This is a genomic window from Sorangium sp. So ce1153 (assembly GCF_051521595.1).
Taxonomy (GTDB): domain Bacteria; phylum Myxococcota_A; class Polyangia; order Polyangiales; family Polyangiaceae; genus Sorangium.
Window position 1 is genome coordinate 5,859,072 of sequence record NZ_CP150361.1, and the last position, 19,456, is coordinate 5,878,527.

Here is a 19,456-nt window from a genome sequence, read left to right on the forward strand (position 1 = left end):
ATCGCTCCGCGCCCGGGCTATCCTTCGCGACGATGCCCGAGCTCACGCCGTCGGAGGCCAAGGCCATGTCCCACTGCGTCGCCCGCTTCACGGACGCCTTCCGCCGCGACGTGGCGGACGTGGTCCGCGAGCAGTTCCGCGGCTACGAGCCGCCGGAGGTGACGGAGCTCATCGGGCAGCTGAGCCTCCTCGGGCGGCAGCTGGAGCTGCGCCAGCCGCACGTGCAGATCCACGACACGCAGGGCCCGCTGCTCAAGCGCATCCTCATCGACCTCCGGCGCGACAGCGCCACCGCGATCGAGGAGCCGCTGCAGAAGGCCGTGAACGCCGACACGATCCGGCACCTCAGGCGCGAGGTCCACGGGCTGGAGCAGCTGATGGCCGCGCCCTGGTTCGCGGCCACGCGCGCCCTTCAGGTGCCGCGGCTCACGGACTACATGTCGATCCGGCACGCCGAGGCCGTGCTCCCGGAGGCGCCGCCGCTCCGCCCGCGCGAGTACGACGAGAAGTTCCACATCCTCGAGGCGCCGGGGCTCTTCCTCCCCGATCTCGCGTACTACCGGGCGCGCTGCGCGCTGCGCGGCGCCTCGATCGCGGTGGCGTTCATCGACATCGACGACTTCAAGGCGTTCAACGTCCAGCACACCGAGACGGCGGTCGACCTGCACGTGCTCCCGCCGTTCATGGAGAGCATCGAGGCGCACGTCTTCGCGCACGGGCACGCGTACCGGTTCGGTGGCGACGAGTACATGATCACGCTGCCCAACGCGACCCGCGCGTCGGCCGTGGACTTCCTGCGCGCGCTGCAGGAGCGCCTCGCGCGCCGCCGCTACCGCCGCGTCGAGCGGGCGCCGACGATCTCCGTCGGGCTGTGCGTCGCCGACGTCGACTGCTTCCTGACGGATCGCGAGATCCAGGGGCGCGCCAACCTGGCCAAGAACCACGCGAAGTCCACGGAGAAGGGCCGCATCGCCGCGTACGACGGCGAGCTGTTCCGCCCCGAGGACCTGGTGCTCGTGTGACCGCCTCCGCGCCGCCGGAGGGGCCGGGCGGGCTCGTCCTGCCGGAGCCGCTGTGGAGCGCCGTGCGCGCCGCGTACGGCGAGCCCGGGCGCGCCTACCACGACCTGGCCCACGTGCGCGAGGTGCTCTGCCGGGTGGGCGAGGTAGGCCGCGACGTCGGCTGGCGGAGGCCGCGCGAGGTGTTCCTGGCCGCGCTCTTCCACGACGCCGTGTACGTGCCCGGCCGCCACGACAACGAGGCGCGCAGCGCGGAGCTCGCGCGGCACGCGATCGCGCGGTGGCTGCCGGGCGAGGGGCTCGACGCCGACGCCGTCGCGCGGCTCGTCCTGCTCACCGCGCGCCACGGCGCGCTCGGGCCGGCGGACGTCGGCGAGGAGGAGGCCCTGTTCCTCGACTGCGACATGGCGATCCTCGGCAGCGACCCGGCGGCGTTCGACGCGTACGACCGCGCGATCGCCGCGGAGTACAGCGCCGTGCCGCCCGAGCTCTACGCCGCGGGCCGGCGGCGCTTCTTCGAGAAGCTGCTCGCCGCCGAACACCTCTTCCTCTCCGCGTACTTCCGGGACCGCCTCGAGGCGCGCGCGCGCGACAACCTGCGCCGGAGGCTCGGGGCGGCGCGCGCCGATCGGTGAGATCGGCAGGGCCGGCCGCCGCCCGGGGGCCCGCCCGGCGCCTCAGGGCGGCGGGGTGCGGTTCGGGCGGGGGCGCGGGATGCGCGGCGCGGCCTTCAGGAGGAGCTCATCGTCGGAGAGATGGAGGCCGACCACATGGGGGTCGAGCTCGCCGGGCTCGAAGCGGCAGAGGTGGATCGCGTGCCAGAAGCTGCCGGCGAGGTTGCCCCCGAACTTGTATCGCCCGTCGGGCGTGAAGGCGACCCAGCCCTCGGCGAGCACGAGGAAGATGGCGAGGCAGCGCTGGGTGCTCACGTCCCAGAAGCGGACGGTGCCGTCGTCCGAGGCCGACGCCAGGGTGCGGCTGTCGGGGTGGAACGCGACCCCCCAGACCCGGCGGACGTGCCCGTGGAGCACGCCCAGGAGATGGCCCGTGCTCCCCTGCCAGAGCCGCACGGTGTGGTCGTCCGAGCTCGAGGCGACGACCGCCCCGTCGGCGCTCCACGTCACGCTGTTGACGGCCGCTGTGTGTGCCCGGAGCACGCCCAGCGTCTTGCCCGTGATCCCGTGCCAGAGCCGGACGGTGTAGTCGTCCGAGCCCGACGCCACGGTCACCCCGTCGGCGCTCCACGCCACGCTGTTGACCGCGGCGGCGTGCCCCCTGAGCACATCCATCTCCTCGCACGTCCTGCTGTGCCAGAGCCGGACCGTATGGTCGTCGGAGCCCGAGGCCACGGTCACGCCGTTCGCGCTCCACGTCACGCCCCCGACCCCCGCGGTGTGCCCCTTGAGCACGCCCAGCGGCCTGCCCGTGCTCGCGTTCCAGAGCCGCACCGTGAGGTCGTCGGCGCCCGACGCGAGGGTCACCCCGTCCGGGCTCCACGCCACGCTCCAGACCCGCCCAGCGTGCCCCAGGAGGGCGCCCAGCTCCTTGCCCGTCTTGCCCTGCCAGAGCCGCACGGTGTGGTCGTCCGAGCCCGAGGCCACGGTGACCCCGTCCACGCTCCACGCCACGGTGTTGACCCGCCCGGCGTGCCCCTTGAGCACGGTCAGCTCCTTGCCCGTCCTGCCTTGCCAGAGCCGCACCGTCTCGTCGTCCGAGGCCGAGGCCACGAGCATCCCGTCCGCGCTCCAGGCCACGCTCCTGAACCCCCGGTCGTGCCCCTTGAGCACGCGCAGCGTCCTGCCCACGCTCCCTTGCCACAGGCGGATGGTCCTGTCGTCGGAGCCCGAGGCCACGATCGTCCCGTCCGGGCTCCACGCCACGCCCCGGACGCAGCGGTAATGGCCCTCGAAGATGCCCAGCGCCTTGCCCGTGTTCCCCTGCCACAGCTGCACGGAGCTGTCCGCCGAGCCCGAGGCGAGGATCCCGCCCGCGCTCCAGGCCAGGCTCCTGACGCCCGCGTCGTGGCCCTCCAGCACGGCCAGCGGCGCGGCCATGTTCCCTCCCGCGCTCCCCCCCGCGCTTCCGTGCCAGAGCCGCACCGTCCTGTCGTCCGAGCCCGAGGCGAGGATCCCGCTCGCGCTCCAGGCCACGCTCCTGACCCGGTTCCTGTGGCCCTTCAGCACGTCGAGCTCCGTCCCGTCGCGCACGCTCCACAGCCGCACCGTCCCGTCGTCCGAGCCCGAGGCGAGCAGCTGGCCATCGGGCCCGAAGGCCACGCTCCTCACCGCGCCCGCGTGGCCTCGCAGCAGGTACGGCCCGTCGGCGACGTCCAGCGGAAACACCGCCACGACCCCGTGGCTCAGCCCGGTCGCGATCGCGCTCCCGTCAGGGCAAAACGCGACGCTGAGGACCGCGCCGTCGAGGCTCGACAGCACGCGGGCCACCTCGCCGGCGGTCGACCGCCACAGGCGCACCGTCCTGTCGTCCGAGCCCGAGGCCAGCGTCTGCCCGTCGGGGCTCCACGCCAGGCTGTTGATCTCCCGGGTATGGCCGCGCAAGACGCGCAGCGCGGCGCCCGTGCCCGCGTCCCAGAGCCACACGGTGCCGTCGGTGTGGCCGGAGGCGAGCAGGTCGCCGTCAGGGCTGAACGCGACGGCGAGCACGCCGGCGCTGAGCATCCACATGGGCGCCGCCCCCTCGACCGTCCGCGCCGCGCCCCCCGCCTCGCGCTCCGCCAGCGGGGGCAGCTTCGCCCCGAGGAGCTTCGCGCCGAGCAGCCGCGCCCCGGTCAGCGTCGCGCCCGTCAGGTCCGCGTCCGTGAGCCGCGCCCACGAGAGGTCCGCGCCGGTCAGGTCGGCCCCGGCGAGCACCGCGCCGCGCAGGTCCGCGCGCCGCAGCGTCGCCCCGCCGAGCCGCGCGCCCCGCAGGTCGGCCCGCACCAGCGTCGCGCCCGAGAGGTTCGCCCGCTGGAAGTTGACCTCGTGCAGGTCCTGCTCGGAGAAGTCCTGCCCGCGCAGATCCTCGTCCTCGAAGTCCCACACCGCGTCGACCTGGAAGACCTCGTCCTGCGGCGCCTCCGACCGCAGCCGCCGCTCCACGTGCAGCCGCTGCTCCACCCGCAGCGCGTTCTTGCCGGAGACCTCGTGCCCGGGCGCCCTCAGCTTCCGCGCGGCCCACCGCGCCGCCGCCTCGGGCCCGGCCCGCGCGATGAAGAAATCGGCCATCAGGTCGCTCATCTCGCGCTGCGCGAGCACCGGCGCGTCGCCGGACGCCTTCACCTCCACGGCCGCCGCGTCCGCGACGAGCCACTCCATCACCGACTGGTGCAGGAACGAGAAGCTGCCCGCCTCGTCCCGGACCAGCAGCGACCGCGACCCGAGCTGGTGCACGACCTCCCCCTCCTGCGCCGGCTTCCGCTTCGGGTCCAGCGCCTGCGCCGCCGCGATGAGCTCGCGCGGGATCTCCTCGATGCCCACGCCCCGCTCCACCTTCGGCCAGAGCATCAGCGCCAGATCGGTGACCGCCTTCCAGAGCTGCGACTCGCCCAGCGCCGGGTCCTCCGCCGTGTCCGTCGCCAGCTTCACCTCGCCGAGGAGCCAGCGCCGCAGCAGGAGCTCGTACAGCGCCGCCGACGTGATCCGGCCCGCCTGCGCCCTCGCGTCCTTGAGCTCTTGCTCATCGATCTCCGCGATGAAGCTCAGCATCCGCGGGTTCGCCGAGAGCCCCAGGAGGTCCTCCACGTCCCGCAGCAGCTCGAAGCGCGCCTCGGCCTTGTCCTCCTTGCCGAGCCGCTTCACGAGGAAGCGCCGGATCTGGCGCTCCCCGAACGGCTCCAGCTTGACCAGCCGCGCGTGCCCGGTCTGCTCGGCGCGGGTCGTCAGCTCCTTGTTCGCCTCGCGATCGGTCAGGAAGTGCCCTGTCCGGCTGGTGACCACCACCTTGGCCCGCTCCGACGCGGCCTCCAGCACCGTACCGAAGTGCTCCAGCACCCGGTCGTAGCTCACCCGGAACGCGAGCTCGTCGAAGCCGTCGAAAAGGAGGACGACGCGCCCCTCGGCGAGCAGGTACCGGAAGCCGTCGAGGTCGATCTTCCCGAGCCCCGCCGCGGCGAAGTGCTGCGCGAGGAGCTCGTTGAGCGACCGCCGCTTCTCGAGCGCCCGCATCTCCACCAGCACCGGCGTGCGCCCGCCGGCGGCGGTCAGCCGGCGGCACAGCTCCCGCATCAGGAACGTCTTGCCCGTCCCGAAATCGCCGAGCACGAGCAGGAGCCGGCCGTGCTCGGAGTCGAGCACGGACAGGATCTGCTGGAGCACGTCCTCCGTCGCCTCCCAGGGCGCGCGGCCGAGCCGGTGCTTCGCGTGCTGCTCCACGTAGAGCGCCGACGGGTAGCGCTCGTCCGCGTCGACGCGGGCGAGCTGCCGCTCGGCGTACCGCGACAGGTCGAGCAGGCGCTGGTACTCGCCGAGGCTCGTGAGCTCGATGCCGCGCGACCGCGCCGCGTGGGCGAGCGCCTCCGGGGCGCGCTCGCCCACGTGGACCAGCCGGCCCTGCACCCACGGGTTCTCCGCGCGGTAGCCCTGGAGGACGCAGCCGAAGATCTCGAGCGCCTTGTCGTCGAGCGGCTTGTCCGCGATCCCGAGCGGGAAGCGCCACGGGCTCCCTTCCTTGGGCCGCGAGACCTCCAGCAGGCCCGCGAGCGGCGGCGGCGGCTGCAGCTCGACGATGCTCGCCCCCTCCTCGCGCAGCCGGCAGACCCGCTCCACCCGCCCGACGAGCTCGCCCCGCGGCCGCTCGCGCCGGTCGACGGGCGCGCGGTGCACCGAGCTCCCCTCGTCGTCCTCGCGCGCCTTCACCGGCTGCGGCCGCGGCCGGAGCTGCCGCCGCAGGAATGCCAGCAGGAGCTCCGCCGAGGCGCGGCACGCAAACGTCCGAAATATATCGTCTTTTTCGTGATCGGCGTGATCCGACACGGCCTTGGCGATGATCGAGCGCAGCCCCTCGCGCTGGGCCACGAGGCCGAGCGCCGCGGCCTCCATCTCCACCCCGAGCGTCCTTCGCACCGATCGCCGGAGGCGATCGAAGAGCCCGGGGTGTTCCTGCACCGCGTGGCCCGTCGCGATCGGGCCGACGTGAACGCGGAACGGCTCGACCGCGGGCGCCTCGTCCGGGTGGACGTTGCGGTCGCGCACCACCCAGGCGCGCCCGGCGTCGGTCAGCGTGTAGGCGCCGCGCGCCTCGTCGAGCCGGATGAGGCCGCGCGGGTTCAGGTCGTCCTGCTCGAGCTCCTGCACGATCTCGCTCCACCGCGGGCACCGGGCCTGGCGCTCCGGGTGGTCGAGCGGCGCGGGGCCGCCCCGCCGCTCGTGCGCGTCGAGCGCGCGCAGCAGCCAGCGCCGCTGCGCGGCCTTCGGGACGGGGCGGTCGCGCTGGAGCGGCGCCGCGCCCAGGGCGAACTCGCGCGCGAAGAACGCCGCGTCGTGCCGCCACGTGGCCTCGAGGTTGTAGGTGGTGATGTCGTTCCAGAAGCGCTCGCCGCCCGCGCCGGCGACGAGCTTTCCGTGATCGTAGATGTACACGCGATCGGCCACGATCACGTCGCCCAGGGACACCTCCTTCCGGTCGCCGGCGCAGATTCCGCACATGGCCAGCGTCTCTGGCTTCAGATCATCGAGGAGCTGCTGGATGCGCGCCGCCGCCGCGGTCGGCCCCATCTCTCCGATCCACGCGGCCGCGACGATCAGCGCCTCCCCGCGCTCATTCGGGATCCTGCTCACGTGGTAGCGGAACCCGGGCCTGTCGCGCCGCTCCTCCCAGCCGGCGCGCGGCTCCACGCCCTGACCCGCGAGCCCGCTGCTCGGCCCCTGCTCGTCGCGCGGCGCGGCCCCCGCCGCCAGCAGCGCCTCCAGCTCGTCCTGGAGCGCCGTCACGATCAGCACGTCGGGATGCACCGCGCTCGAGCGTGTCATCCGACCACAATTACGCGATTCTCCTGTTCACGGGTAGGGCGGCTCACCTGCGCGTCGAGGCCAGGGGCCGAGCGTGCGTTGGATGGCGTACAGCAAAGCGCGTGAGGCAAGCGAGCGGGGCGGTGACGCCTGGCGGCTCTCGATCACCAGCCGATTACCAGCTCTTGATGTCGCTCTTGCTCACGTGGCACGTGTCGGTGTTCCACTGGCTCGCGCCGCCGTGGAGCTTCTGCGACTCGCCCATGTGGTCGGTGACGGCCCGGTACTCCTGGCAGATCTTCGGCTTGTCGTCCTCCTCGTCGTACCCGCCCTTCACGTAGAGGTTGGTGATCGTGACCGTGTCCCCGTAGTTCTGGTTCGCGCCGGCGATCGTCGTCTTGACGCCATCCACCCTGACGTTGTCGAGGACCAGGTTGCGCGGGCCGCCGTTGGCGGTGCAGTCGCCGCAGGAGCGCCAGAGCTTCCCGAAGTCGGCGATGTACGAGTTCGTGACGATGGTCGTGGAGCCGCCCTTGGCGTTGTGCTGGAAGATCTTGTCGGCGGAGTGCAGGGCGATGGAGCTGTTGATCCGCATCGTCGCCCCGTCCGCGCTGTTGGTGGCCGCGTCCTCGCAGACGTCCTCCCAGTAGACGTGATCGAGGGTGCAGTCCCCCTTGCACACGATGCCGTTGCCGCCGGGGAGGCCGCCCGCGATGATGAGGTTCTTCACCGTCACGCCGTCCTCGACCTCGAAGACCGTCTTCTGGCCCTCGCCGTCGTCGCAGTCCTCGGTGTTGTTCACGCCGATCTTCTGGTTGTTGAAGTCGTAGACGTCCCGCCCGCCGTTGGCGGCGTTCCTCAGCACCGTCGTCTCGGTCCTGATCTCGCCGTCGCCGTTGGTCGGGGTCGGGATCGCCGTCGGGATCTCGTTGCCGAGCGGCTCCTCGCCGCCCGCGCCGCCGGCGCCGCTCGTCGTGGAGCTCGCGGTCGTGCCGCCCTCGCCGCCGACGCCCGTCGTGCTGCTGGTGGCGCCGCCGCCCGTGCCGCCGCTGGTGGCGCTGCTGGTGCTAGCGCTGCTGGTGGTAGCGCTGCTGGTGGTGACGCCGCTGGTGACGCCGCCGCTGGTGACGCCGCCGCTGGCCGTGCTGCTGCTCGCGCTGCCCCCCTGGCCGTCGTCGTCCGTCGCGTCGCCGCCTGAACAGCCGATCTGGGCGACCCCTGCGGCGCCGATCACGAGCAACAAAGTGAAAGCTGACTTCATTCCGAATCTCATCTCGCTACCTCTTGTTCTGGATTCACGAGGGACGACCCGCGCCCCAGGCCCGCCTGGATGACGCCGGCCAGCGCCCCTCGAAGCCTCGACTCGACCCCGTCGAGGGGCAACCACGAACCCACGCCTCACGCCGTTCAGCTGGCGCACTGGTGCAAGGGACGATCCAGGGCGCGCGGCAGGACGTCGGGCCGCCGCGCGGACCCCGGCCGCGGCGGACGTGTCAACTCGAGGTCGACACCGGTTGACGGCCGCGTTGACGGCCGCTGCCGGCGCGCGGGCGCCCCGCGAAGCGAGCAGTTGGCGCTCCGCCACGCGGGAGCATCGCGCTGCGCCAGGCGGGCCGGTGGCGCGCATCGGCCGGGTTCGTGCACGAGGGCTCCGCGCCATGAACAAGGATCAAACCATGAAATCGATCGTACCGAGTTCTCTTTATACCGCAGGCGTGCTGCTCGCCATCGCGGTGGCGACGACCGCGTGCGGTGATGACGGCGGCGACGGAGGCAGCGGCGGCGCCGGTGGATCGAGCGCCACCGGCAGCGGCACGAGCACCGTGAGCGGCAGCGGCAGCGGCGTCACGAGCGGCGGCGGCGTCACGAGCGGCGGCGGCGTCACGAGCGGCGGCGGCGCCACGAGCGCGTCCAGCAGCACGAGCGGCGCTGGCAGCAGCACGACGAGCGCGACGAGCGGCGCCGGCGGCTCGGGCACGTGCCCGGGACCGCTGGAGTTCGACGACAACGACCCGTGTACTTTTACAGGGATGTGCCCCTCGGCGTGCGGCATCGAGGAGCTGGGCTCACGTAGCTGCGCCTGCACCGGCGGCGTGGCCGACTGCGAGTCGTGCCTGCCCCCGGACGCCGCGCAATACCCCATCAACCCGGCCGCGGTGGACTGCAGCACCATCGGCGGCGACGGCAGCGCGGCGTCGATCCGGAACACGGCCTGCGCCGAGGCGGAGGAGGGGTTCTCGTGTATCGGGAACGAGTCGGGCAGCGCCCGCGGCTGTGTCTGCTGGAATCTCGGTGCCGGCTTTCAGTGGGAGTGCGGCTCGGTCAACAAGTGGTTCTCCAAGTAGCCACACGCTGGCCCGGGTGAAACGGCGAGCGGCGCTCCGCGACGCGGAACGCCCCGGGGGGGCGCCGCGCTGGCGGCGACGATCGTGTCGATAGAGCGCTCGATCTGGATGCGCGAGCCGGCGGAGGCGTGAGCCGGCGGAGGCGTGAGCCGGCGGAGGCGCGAGCCGGCAGAGCACGGCGCCCGGCCGGCACGATCGGGACAGCTCAGTAGATCGGGTCGTCCTTGCAGCCGAAGATCACCTTGACCGAGGCGGCCCCGCTGGTCGCCACCTGCTCGCACGCGGCGCCGGACAGCTTGATGGTCATCATGTCAGGCCCCGTGTAGTCCCAGCCGTCCGTGCCCGTGGTGTCCTGCATGACCGCCTGGTCCCCGATGAACACGCCGACGTGATCCGGGTTCGGCGGCGCTGCGCTCAGCGGGAACAGGCAGGTCGAGACCTCTCCCGTGATCGTTTGCAGCGACGTCACGAGCTGGTCCTTCGTGGACGCGAGGTAGAACTTGGGCGCGAGCGGATCCGGGTCCTGGCGCGGCTCGAGCCCCGCGACGGCGAGGCCGTTGAGCGCCTTGACCTTGCTCTCCGACGATGCGATCCCGACCACGAACGTGTGGAAGCCGGCGGCCGCCGCGTTCGTCACCGCCTGCACCGCGAACTCGTCCGAGGCGCTCTTGGGGCACGACGGGTCTCCGTCCGTCGCCAGCAGGATATACTTGGGATCGTCGTTCTGCAGCGTCTTCAGGTACTCGACCGCCTTGTTGATGGCATCTCCGGTCGGCGTGCCGTCGCCCTCTGCCTCCGTTTCGGAGATCGCCTGGTTCACCGTGGATGCGTTGTTCATCGCGATCGGGATCAGGATGTCGCTCGGGAAGCTCTCCGCGCTGCAGCTGCCTGCCCTGTGTCCCTGCGGGAACACCTTGAGGCCCCAGGAGGCCGCCTCGTTGGTCGACGTGATCACCTCCTGCAGGGCGGGCACGACGATGTCCCACTTCGACGGCGTACCGTCGTCTCCGTTCGGATCGTCCAGCATCGACGCGGAGCGATCGAGGACCAGGAGGATGCTGGCCGGCTTGCGCTCGACGTTGAAGTTCTGCCGCCCGCAGTCCATGCCCTCACCGGGGTCGGCGCCCGGGTCGAGGTCTCCGGGCGCGCCGTTCGCGTCTCCCACGCCCCCGAAGTCGTCGGGCATGGGCCCATCGCCGGTGCCGGGTGCGCCGCTGCCGCTGCCACTGCCGCTCTCGCCGTCGCTGGCGGTGCGCGCGGCACAGCCCGATAGCGCTGCCAACACAACGACGGAACAAACCAAGGATGCTCTCCGCATGCTGCCTCCTGTAAGCGGACTCCGGGGCACACCCGCACGACCGCTCTGCCGGCGCCTGTTCCCCGGGCAGCAGTTCGTCGGCGTGTCCGCGCGTGTCCGCGCGTGTCCTGCGTCACCGAGGATTCTGCTGAACCCTCACGATGCGAGCGGCGGGCTCATGGCGCCCGTGCGCTGTTCGCCGGAGCATCGCAGCAAAGCGCGTGCCAGGTCGCGCGACGTGGACCGACGTCGCCCTCGCCACGCGATTGACCTGATATCGGGCGCGTGAGGGCCGCGGAGGGCTCTTGTCGTGGGGCGGGGCGCGGCGCCGCCGTCCGAGGCTGTCCACCGCGGGTTGACACGGTGGACGCTCGCCGGCGCCCGGGCGACGGAGGTGCTTTACGTGAGCTCGCTGAGCGCGCCCGTGGTGAGCTTCGGGTCGGGCTGGGAGCCGAACGACTCGACCTCGACGCCGAACGCCTGGGCGATCGACACGAGGATCCGGCTGTTGGTCGTGGGCGTGAACGTCGCGTCGGCCTCGCTGCAGAAGGGCGCGTCCGCCGGGCAATCCGCCCGCAGCTTGATGCGCCGCCCCATCCTGAACTTCCCGTTCGCTCCGCCCGCCAGCAAGGTGGGCACGTTGCGCGTGCTGTGCAGCGAGGGGTTGCCCATGTCGCTCGACGCGTAGATCAGCGTGCTGTCGAGGACGCCGAGCTCGTCGAGGCGCTGCATGAGGCGCGCGATCTTCGAGTAGCTGTAGCGGTTGAACTTCGCGAGCGGGACCCACGTCTCCGGCTTGCCGTCGCCGGGCCAGCCGCCCTTGCCGACCGGCGACGCGTCGTAGGTGTGCGCGACCGAGCCGTGGTTGTCCGCCGGCAACCCCAGCGGGTTCCCCTCGTAGGCCAGGTCGTTCATGAACAGCGTGGCGAAGCGCGTGACGCCGCAGGCGAGGGCCTGCGCCAGGAGGTCGACGTGGGCGTCGGTGATCGCGTCGAAGTAAGGCTCGCCGCCGTTGTACTGCTTCAGGTGGGGGAACTTCGACGCGTCAGGCTTCGGGGGGATGACGCACCCCTGCCCGCCCGCGGCGGGGCCGGCGATCTGCTTCTCGAGCTCGCGGAGCGACGTGAGGTGCTGGTCGAGCTTCTGCTGCTCGGCCGACGCGAGGCGGGGGCGCAGGCGGTTGATGTCGCCGCGCACGAAGTCGATGACGCTCTGCCCGAGCTCGCGCTGGCGGGCCGCGCGGGCCTGAGCCTCGGGGTCGTCGCCCACGACGAGGCCGGCGAACAGCAGGTTGAACGCCTCGGCGGGGTCGATGATCTTCGGCAGCGGCGCGCCGCCTGCGCCGAAGGAGAGCGTCTGCCCTGCCTCCGTCGCGTCGTTGCCCACCCCGAGCGCGACGCTCGTGATGCGCGTGTCGGCGCCGAGGCCCTTCTCCACGGCGAGGAACTGGTCGAGCGAGATGTTGAGCGGCTTCTTCCCGTCGATGCGGCTGCCGGTCAGGATGGTGCCGGCCGAGTCATGGCCGTTGGCGTTCGACAGGTGGTCGATCCCCTCGACGACGAGGATCTTGTCCTTGAAGCTCCGGCCGTAGGTCGCCGGGTCGTCGAAGGGCTGGAGCGAGCAGTTCTCGTAGGCGATGTCGAAGCTCGTCTCCGTGTCGCCGGCGCGCATGGCCCAGTACTCGGCGGAGATGCCGTGGGGGTGATAGATCGTGACGAACTTGAGCGGCAGCTCCTCGCCGCCTGCCCTGGCGACGGAGTCCCCGAGCATGTTCACGAAAGGGAGCGTCGCGAGCCCCGCGCCCACGGCGCGGAGGAACGAGCGGCGTGTGGACCGGCGATTCACTGGGGCCTCCGATGGCTGAAGAGACTGCTCTTGACGTAGGTGACGAGCGTTTCGACGATCTTGCCCTGCTCTGCCTCCGGGGCGGCTTCCCACGCCTTCACGAAGGAATCCTCGCTCTCCGCTGCGCTCTTGCCGCTGCGGCCCGCCGAGGCACGGAACACCTGGCGAGCGAAGCACGAGCGCACCGTCTTGCTCGTGGAGAGGGCCTGCGCGAGGGCGTTGCTGTCGGCGTACGCGCCGTCGATCTCGGTGCCCATCGTCACGGTGACGGCGCTGTCGACCGGGTGCCCGTTATCGACCAGGTGCCCGTCGACCATGTCGCGGAGCTTGCCCATGCCGTCGAATTGCTCGAAGGAGAACCCGAACGGGTCGATGTAGTTGTGACACGACCTGCACTCCTCGTCGGTGGAGTGGATCGAGAAGCGCTCGCGCGTCGTCTTGCTCGGGTCGGGCACCGGCGGGACGACGTTGATGTTCAGCTCGGTCGGCGAGGGGATATCGTTGCACGTGACGCGGCGGAGGACGGTCACGCCGCGCAGCACCGGCGCCGTCTCGGTGGCGTGCGCGTGCACCGCGAGGAAGGCGCCCTGGTTGAGGAGCCCTCGCCGGTCCGGGAGCGAGACGCGCCCCACGCCCGACGCTTTGTAGAAGCCCCTGAGCGGCTCGTCGAGGACGCTCCAGTCGGCGCCGAGCAGCTCGCCGACCGTGCCGTTGGCGTTCGACAGGACCTCGTTGACGAACGCCGCCGTCTCGATCTCCATCGACGGCCTGACGCCGGCGAACTCGCCGTAGACGTTCGAGTCCTTCGCCGTCATCGCGATCCGGTCGATGCCGAGCCACTCGCGGACCACCCGCACGATGCGGTCGCGCGCGGCCGATGTCTGGAGCAGCCGCCGCACCTCGGTCTCCCGGCCCTCGGGCGTCGACAGGGCGCCCGTGGTGGCGGCCTCGAGCAGCGCGTCATCGGGCGGGCCGGCGGTGATGAGGTACGAGAGGGAGCTCGCGAGCTCGTGCGGCGTGAGCGCCAGCGTGGCTCCGCCGGAGCCGTCGCCGATCTCGGTCAGGTAGAGGAAGCCGGCCGACTGGAGGACCGCGCGCGCGATGAGCTCGATGCCGTCCGCGTAGGTCGCGCCCTTCGCGCCGACCCGGTAGACGGTGAGCAGCGCGTCGATCTCCGCTGTGTCGAGCGGGCGGCGGTAGGCGCGTCCGCCGAACGACTTGATGAAATCCGTGGCGCAGCTCTCCGCCTGCGCGCCCTGATCCGCGCAGGGGGCGAACTCCGCGAGCTTGCCCTTCACCTCGGCGGCGAGCGCCTCCGCCGAGGCGGCGAGCTGCTTTGCCAGCACCGGGTCGACGCGCTGCGCATCGTTGACCGTATAGCCGTCCTGCCGTGAGTCCGGCGTGAAGCTTCCGCTCGGGTCGGTGGCGGTCCGCGTCAGCGCGCGCGCCGAGGCGGCGTACTCGGCGTTGGTCAGGCGGCGGATGCGCGCGGGCAGGAGGCTCACGCTCTCCGTTCCATCCGGCAACGTGACGCCGCCGCCGCCGTCCCCGTCACCGCCTGTTGGTGAGGAGTCGCGGTCTCCGAGCTGCCCGGTGCAGCCGGCGATCGCCGTGGCCGCAAGGGCGAGCGTGACACTGAACCGTAAAGGTTGAAGCAATCGAAGCATGGTCCCTATCTAGAACGACGAGGGCGTCGATTGCAATCGTTCATTGCCTCGAAGCTCGAATTCGCCGCGCTGGCGAGGGGCACGAGCTGACGAGTGGCCGTGCGCAGGATGACAGGGAGAACGCGTCGGCGGCGGTGGGTGTCGTCAACCCGGAGTTGACTGTCAACCTGGAGTTGACACCGGGGGCGCCGTGTCGTGACTGGCCGCCACGGCCCCGCCGGAGGGACAGCGCCTGCTACTCGAGATCATCCGCGAAGCCCTTGAGCCAGCCTTCGATGTCCTCGGCGGGGACGACGAGCGGTCGCGAGGTCGGCTCTGCGGTGGGGTATCCGCCCACTTCCTCCTGGCTGTTCACGAACATGCCACCGCCGGAGACGAAGTCTTCGATGATGCGCAGATCGACCTCATCGCGATCTCTCGGGCGGGCGCCGGCGTGCGCGAGGACCGAGTCGACCACCGACGCCGCGGGGAGCGCGACGAGGCCGTCGGGCCACACAGGCTTCTCGGGGAGGACGACGATGTCCGGGGAGGCGATGGGCACCGGCGCGCCGAGGGCGTCCACGGCGATGTTGTCCTCGAGGTAGGCTGATCCAAGCGAGTTGGTGCCCACCAGCGGGAGGTTCGGCATCGTGTTGACGCCGTGTCGCATGTAGTTGCCGACGATGCTGACCCTGGGAGGCTCCGGCGTGACGCCCGAGGTCTCCCATTCCCTGAGGACGGGGCCCAGCCGCATCGCCCATTTCCCTGGATTGTAGACGACGTTGTTCACGATCGTCCCCGTCGCGAACCCCTTGTACCAGGGGTTTCGCTCGTTGTTGTGCGCGTACAGATTGCCGACCACGGTGACGTCGGTGCAGTAGTCGTGCACGAGAGTGCCCATGGAGTGGGAGCCCTTCTCGTGGACGGACTCGACGAGCCCTTCGGCGATGATGTTGTTGCTGAGGGTGACGCGGCGCGAGGTCCCGTCGGGGCCGTCGAAGCGGGGGCCCGAGACAGACAGGTTCTCGTCGACGCCCCACGCAAACGAGCAATGGTCGACGACGATGTTGTACGCCGAGGCGCCGTCGGTCGTGACGTCGGGCTCGAACCCCGACGCGGGCGCGGCGCCGGCGTCGCCCATCCTGAAGCGGAGGTGGTGGATCCGCACGTCGTGCGTGCGGATCCTCATGCCGGCGCGGATGAGCGTGATGCCCGGCGAGGGCGCCGTCTGCCCTGCGATCGTGACGAACGGCTCGGTGATGTCGAGGCGGACCTTGTCGAGGTCGATGACGCCGCCCACCTCGAACACGATGATGCGTGGCCCCGGCGTCGCCAGCGCCTGGCGCAGCGAGCCGGGGCCGTCGGCCGCGAGGCTCGTCACCTTGAGGATCGCGGCCTCGCCCTCGACCGGGCCCGAGCCGCCGCCGCCTGCCGAGCCGGTGGTGGTGGAGCTGCCGCCGCCGTCGCCGCCTGCCGAGCCGGTGGTGGTGGAGCTGCCGCCGCCGTCGCCGCCTGCCGAGCCGGTGGTGGTGGAGCTGCTGCCGCCGTCGCCGCCCGCCGAGCCGGTGGTGACTGTGCCGCCACCGTTGCCGCCTGCCGAGCCGGTGGTGGTGGAGCTGCCGCCGCCGTCGCCGCCTGCCGAGCCGGTGGTGACTGTGCCGCCACCGTTGCCGCTTGCCGAGCTCGTGGTGGCGGAGCTGCCGCCGTCGCCGCCCGCCGAGCCGCTCGTGGTGGCGCCGCTCGTCGCGGCGCCCGTGCCTCCATCGGAGCCGTTGGAGCATGCTGCGAAGATCATGAGCATTGCGAGGGCGATCGCGCCGGGCGCCCTGCGCGTGCGTGAAAATCGATCGTGCACTGGTGTCTCCGTCGTGGGTACAGCCCCTGCTTCGAGGGGTCTGCGTCTGCTGGGAAGCCTCAAGGGTCGATCTTGCCGACGCCCGCGCCGGCCATCACGAGCGCCGGGACGTCCATGCTCCTGTCCAGCGTGTAGTCGTAGTAGGTGCTCGGCTCGATCACCGGGCCGGACACCTCGATCTCGTGATTGCAATCGACGAGCGTGTTGTCCCTGGCGGTCATACGGCCAGGGTCGTTGTCCTCGAAGATCACCCGGCCAGGGTTGTTGACGCTGAAGAAGTAGTTGCCCTCGGCGACCACCCCGGCGTTCCAGGTAGGGGCGATCATTGCAAGCCTATCCTTTCGAATGGAGAAACCCGTCCGGGCGCTCCAGGCGCCGAGAACACGCGGGGCGACAACAGGCGGCGAGACAAGCAACGACAATGCCGCTCGCTCGACCCCGCGCACCGGCGCTGATTCCGGCCTTCAGGGAGCCGCGCTGCGGTCGTGGCGTGGAGGTCCTCGTCGCGGCGCGTCGTGGCGCCGCAACGTCAACCACGGGTTGACGCGATTGACGTGTTCTCCGCACCACGGTGTCAACCGCGCGTTGACCCGCAGCTCCCGGGGGCGCTTCGCCGGCGCCGCCGTTGATGGGGTCCCTCACGCCAGCGCCGGCGCGCACCTGGCGAGAGCGAGGCGGTCGCGGCCCGCTTCCGCACGAGGTCGCTGGAAACGACAGGCGGTCGCGCCAGCATCGTGTCGAGCGGCACAGCCGTTGCGTGGAGTTGCATCGAAGTTGCGAGTCGCGCCGGCCAGGCGAAAGCGAGCCGCGGAGGCCCGAACGTGGCGCCGTATCGGCATCACCACCGAGACGACGAACGTCTGGATCGATCACTGTACGTTCATGAACGGGGCGGACGGCCTCGTCGATATCGTCCGGGAGTCGTCCTACGTGACCCTGTCGTGGAACGTCTTCAGGAACCATCACAAGACGATCCTGATCGGCCACTCCGACGCGGCCTCGTCGGACGCCGGCTTCCTCAAGGTCACCCTCCACCACAACTGGTTCGACGCGACCCAGACGCGCCACCCGAGCGTCCGCTTCGGCCAAGTGCACGTGTTCAACAACTACTATCTCAACAACCTCTCGTACGGGGTCGCGTCGCGCATGGAGGCCGACGTCGTCGTGGAGGGGAACTATTTCCTGAACACGTGGTTCCCTTGCCGGGCGGGGTACGCAGACTCCGAGCCGGGGGACATCGTCGAGCGCGGCAACATCATCGAGACGACGATGCCGCCTCCCCCGTCGGAGGACCCGAACGATCCCCCGCCTCCCGCGACGCCTGTCTGCGAGACGCGCGGCACCGCGTTCGATCCTGCCGCGGCGTACTCCTACACCGCCGACCCGGCGGAGAACGTCCCGGCGCTGGTCATGGGCCACGCCGGGGCCGGGCGGCTCTGATGGCGCCGCGAGCGGCCTGGCGCGCCCGGGGGCCCGGCGCGCGGGATGGCCCTCAGCCGCGCCGCGGCTGGGTTTGATGCTAGGGTCCTGGCATGGTCCAACCCGCCTCCGGGACGCCGAGGCCGCCTGGCCCTCCGCTGGTCGCGCCGACGGAAGAAGAGTGGCGCGCCATGACCCCGGCAGAGCGCGAGAGCTTGCTGGTGCGGATCCTGGACGCCCTGTCGGACCCGCGCAGCGCGATGGCCGAAGGGCGTCCGCACCAGAAAGCCAAGGGACGGGCGATCGACATGCTGACCCTGCACTTCGGCTCCACCGGTCGCGTCATTTATCTGGCCGAGGAGCTGGCGGTCCTCTACCCGGGCGAAGACGTCTTCGTCCCGGATATCCTGGCGGTGCTGGACGTGCCGCAGCCCGAGGACGATCCGCGGATGGCGTGGGTGGTGGCGGACGAGGGCAAAGGCTTGAGCCTCGTCCTGGAGGTCCTCCACCAAGGCGATCGGAACAAGGATCTCGTCGCCAACGTCGAGCGGTACGCGCGGCTGCGCATCCCGGAGTACTTCGTCTACGACCGGCTGCGGCAGCAGGTCCACGGCTATCGCCTGCCGAGCCCGGATGCCGAGCGCTACCAGCGCATCGTGCCGCAGATGGGGCGTTACTCGTCGGCGGTGCTGGGCCTCGACCTGGCGGTCAGCGGAGGAAAGCTCCAGTTCTTCTACGGCATGGCCGAGCTGTTCGGCTCCGCCGACCTGATCGACCGGCTCCAGGGAATGATGAACGACCTGGAGACGAGGGCCGAGCAGGCTCAGTCTCAGGCCGAGCAGGCTCAGGCTCAGGCCGAGCAGGCCATGAAAGGCCTGAGAGAGGCCCTCCTGGCCGCGCTGGAGATGCGCCAGCTGCCCCTCCCGCAGGAAGCGCGCGCCCGCGTGCTGGCCTGCCAGGAGCCAGCGATGCTTCAGCGCTGGCTGCTGCGCGCGATGAGCGCCAGCTCGCTCGACGAGGTCTTCGCGACATAGGGACGCCCGCCGGCGCTGCGGCGCCGCGCCGGACCCGCCGCCGTCCGTCGCGTGCCGGGGCCCGTTGTGGCTTGGCCCCTGACGCGGGTCGGTGCGGCGGGCTCGCCGCGCTCGGCTCAGCCTCGCCAGCCGGGCGGGGGCTTGGCGAAGCCGGTCTCGGCGGGGAACGGGTTGGCCGTCTCGCGCTGGGAGAGCCCGTCCACGTCGATCCCGAGCGCCCGCAGCCCCTCGCGCTGCTCGTAGCGGATCACCAGCACGGCCCCGGGCTGCGGCGTCGCCCGGTCGAACTGCGTCGAGGTGATCCGCGACTCGCGCCGCTCGCCGAACGTCGTGCCGAGCCCCTTCGGCGCCGCCGGTGCCGGCGCGGCGCCCGGCGCCCGCGGGACAGCGGGCGCCGGCGGGGGAGCCCCGGTCGGCGGCCCGAACCCCTTCGACCCCGTCGGCGGCCCGCCGAAAGGCGCCGGCGGGGCCGCCCCGCCGCCGAACGACGGCGCGAACGGTGGAGGCGGCGGGTGCGGCGGCGGCGCCAGCTCCTCGAACACGGCCACGCCGATGACGCCCACGTTGCGCGGCTTGCCGATCTGCGCCGCATACGACTGCTCGATGCTCCCGAACCGGAACGTCGCGACCTCGGTGTGGCTGATGCGGAACCCGCTGAACTCGAACGATTCGCGAGGCCTGATCACGAGCCCGCGCAGGTCGAACGACGCGTCCTTGCCGCTCTGCACGTCGAGGCCGTCGACCGACGGCACCACCTCCACGCGCCTGCCGGTCAGGTTCCGCACGCGCAGCGCGTAGCGCTGGCCCGACCGCCCCTCGACATACGTCGTGTCCCGGTGGACGTACTCCCGCGCTGGCGTGAGCGCCCCGCTCTCCTCGACGAGCAGCTCCACCTCGACGATCCCCTTCAGGTCCCGCATGCGAGTTCCCCTCTTCTTCTGAGTGCCGCAGTATCGCAGTGCCGCGGCGCCCCGTGCCGCCGGCCTCCGCCACGCGACGGCGAGCGTCCTGGGATTACGTGAACCTGCGCCGCGCACCCGTGTCAAGGCGA

Annotated in this window: 13 protein-coding genes and 1 pseudogene; 5 read left to right on the plus strand and 9 right to left on the minus strand. The window is 71.6% G+C overall.

Features of this window, described 5'->3' with window-relative positions:
* Positions 1 to 32: 32 nt before the first annotated feature.
* Positions 33 to 1,022, plus strand: coding sequence for a diguanylate cyclase (locus tag WME85_RS20815; RefSeq protein ID WP_437840449.1), 990 nt, complete (start codon positions 33 to 35; stop codon positions 1,020 to 1,022).
* On the plus strand, positions 1,019 to 1,654 hold the full coding sequence (locus WME85_RS20820) for an HD domain-containing protein (protein WP_437840450.1): 636 nt from the start codon (positions 1,019 to 1,021) through the stop codon (positions 1,652 to 1,654). Before WME85_RS20815 ends, WME85_RS20820 begins: the two co-directional genes overlap by 4 nt.
* Positions 1,655 to 1,696: 42 nt before the next feature.
* On the opposite strand, the gene WME85_RS20825 is transcribed toward WME85_RS20820, so the two are convergent.
* From WME85_RS20825 to WME85_RS20835, 3 genes and pseudogenes are all read right to left on the minus strand, one after another.
* Positions 1,697 to 5,872, minus strand: a complete 4,176-nt coding sequence (locus WME85_RS20825) for a pentapeptide repeat-containing protein (protein ID WP_437842337.1) — start codon at positions 5,870 to 5,872, stop codon at positions 1,697 to 1,699.
* A gap of 90 nt (positions 5,873 to 5,962) precedes the next feature.
* Positions 5,963 to 6,985: pseudogene (locus tag WME85_RS20830) on the minus strand (phosphorylase family protein); the annotation flags it as partial.
* 154 nt (positions 6,986 to 7,139) lie between these two features.
* Positions 7,140 to 8,225, minus strand: coding sequence for a pectate lyase (locus WME85_RS20835; protein WP_437840451.1), 1,086 nt, complete (start codon positions 8,223 to 8,225; stop codon positions 7,140 to 7,142).
* A gap of 415 nt (positions 8,226 to 8,640) precedes the next feature.
* Between WME85_RS20835 and WME85_RS20840 the strand changes: the two genes are divergently transcribed.
* Complete coding sequence (locus WME85_RS20840) at positions 8,641 to 9,309, plus strand: hypothetical protein (protein ID WP_437840452.1); 669 nt, start codon at positions 8,641 to 8,643, stop codon at positions 9,307 to 9,309.
* Between the two features lie 205 nt (positions 9,310 to 9,514).
* Here the strand turns inward: WME85_RS20840 and WME85_RS20845 are convergent, their stop codons facing one another.
* The 5 genes from WME85_RS20845 to WME85_RS20865 all read right to left on the minus strand — a co-directional run bounded on the left by WME85_RS20845 (position 9,515) and on the right by WME85_RS20865 (position 16,278).
* On the minus strand, positions 9,515 to 10,495 hold the full coding sequence (locus WME85_RS20845) for a vWA domain-containing protein (RefSeq protein ID WP_437840453.1): 981 nt from the start codon (positions 10,493 to 10,495) through the stop codon (positions 9,515 to 9,517).
* A gap of 510 nt (positions 10,496 to 11,005) precedes the next feature.
* The gene (locus tag WME85_RS20850; protein WP_437840454.1) at positions 11,006 to 12,451 is read right to left on the minus strand and encodes a DUF1552 domain-containing protein; all 1,446 of its coding nucleotides are present in this window, start codon (positions 12,449 to 12,451) and stop codon (positions 11,006 to 11,008) included.
* On the minus strand, positions 12,448 to 14,109 hold the full coding sequence (locus tag WME85_RS20855; RefSeq protein ID WP_437840455.1) for a DUF1592 domain-containing protein: 1,662 nt from the start codon (positions 14,107 to 14,109) through the stop codon (positions 12,448 to 12,450). The genes WME85_RS20850 and WME85_RS20855 overlap by 4 nt, the downstream gene beginning before the upstream one ends.
* A 244-nt stretch (positions 14,110 to 14,353) precedes the next feature.
* On the minus strand, positions 14,354 to 15,892 hold the full coding sequence (locus WME85_RS20860) for a pectate lyase family protein (protein ID WP_437840456.1): 1,539 nt from the start codon (positions 15,890 to 15,892) through the stop codon (positions 14,354 to 14,356).
* Between the two features lie 119 nt (positions 15,893 to 16,011).
* Entirely contained in the window at positions 16,012 to 16,278 is a 267-nt protein-coding gene (locus tag WME85_RS20865) for a hypothetical protein (protein WP_437840457.1), read from the minus strand.
* Positions 16,279 to 16,726: 448 nt separating this feature from the next.
* Here WME85_RS20865 and WME85_RS20870 point away from each other — a divergent pair, with 448 nt between their 5' ends.
* Together WME85_RS20870 and WME85_RS20875 are read left to right on the plus strand one after the other, a co-directional pair.
* Positions 16,727 to 17,392 (plus strand): pectate lyase family protein, encoded by a 666-nt coding sequence (locus tag WME85_RS20870; protein ID WP_437840458.1) that lies wholly within the window; start codon positions 16,727 to 16,729, stop codon positions 17,390 to 17,392.
* 170 nt (positions 17,393 to 17,562) lie between these two features.
* Positions 17,563 to 18,405, plus strand: a complete 843-nt coding sequence (locus WME85_RS20875) for a Uma2 family endonuclease (RefSeq protein WP_437840459.1) — start codon at positions 17,563 to 17,565, stop codon at positions 18,403 to 18,405.
* 116 nt (positions 18,406 to 18,521) lie between these two features.
* Here the strand turns inward: WME85_RS20875 and WME85_RS20880 are convergent, their stop codons facing one another.
* Positions 18,522 to 19,325: a hypothetical protein gene (locus WME85_RS20880; RefSeq protein WP_437840460.1), complete on the minus strand. Its 804-nt coding sequence runs from the start codon at positions 19,323 to 19,325 to the stop codon at positions 18,522 to 18,524.
* Positions 19,326 to 19,456: the final 131 nt, after the last annotated feature.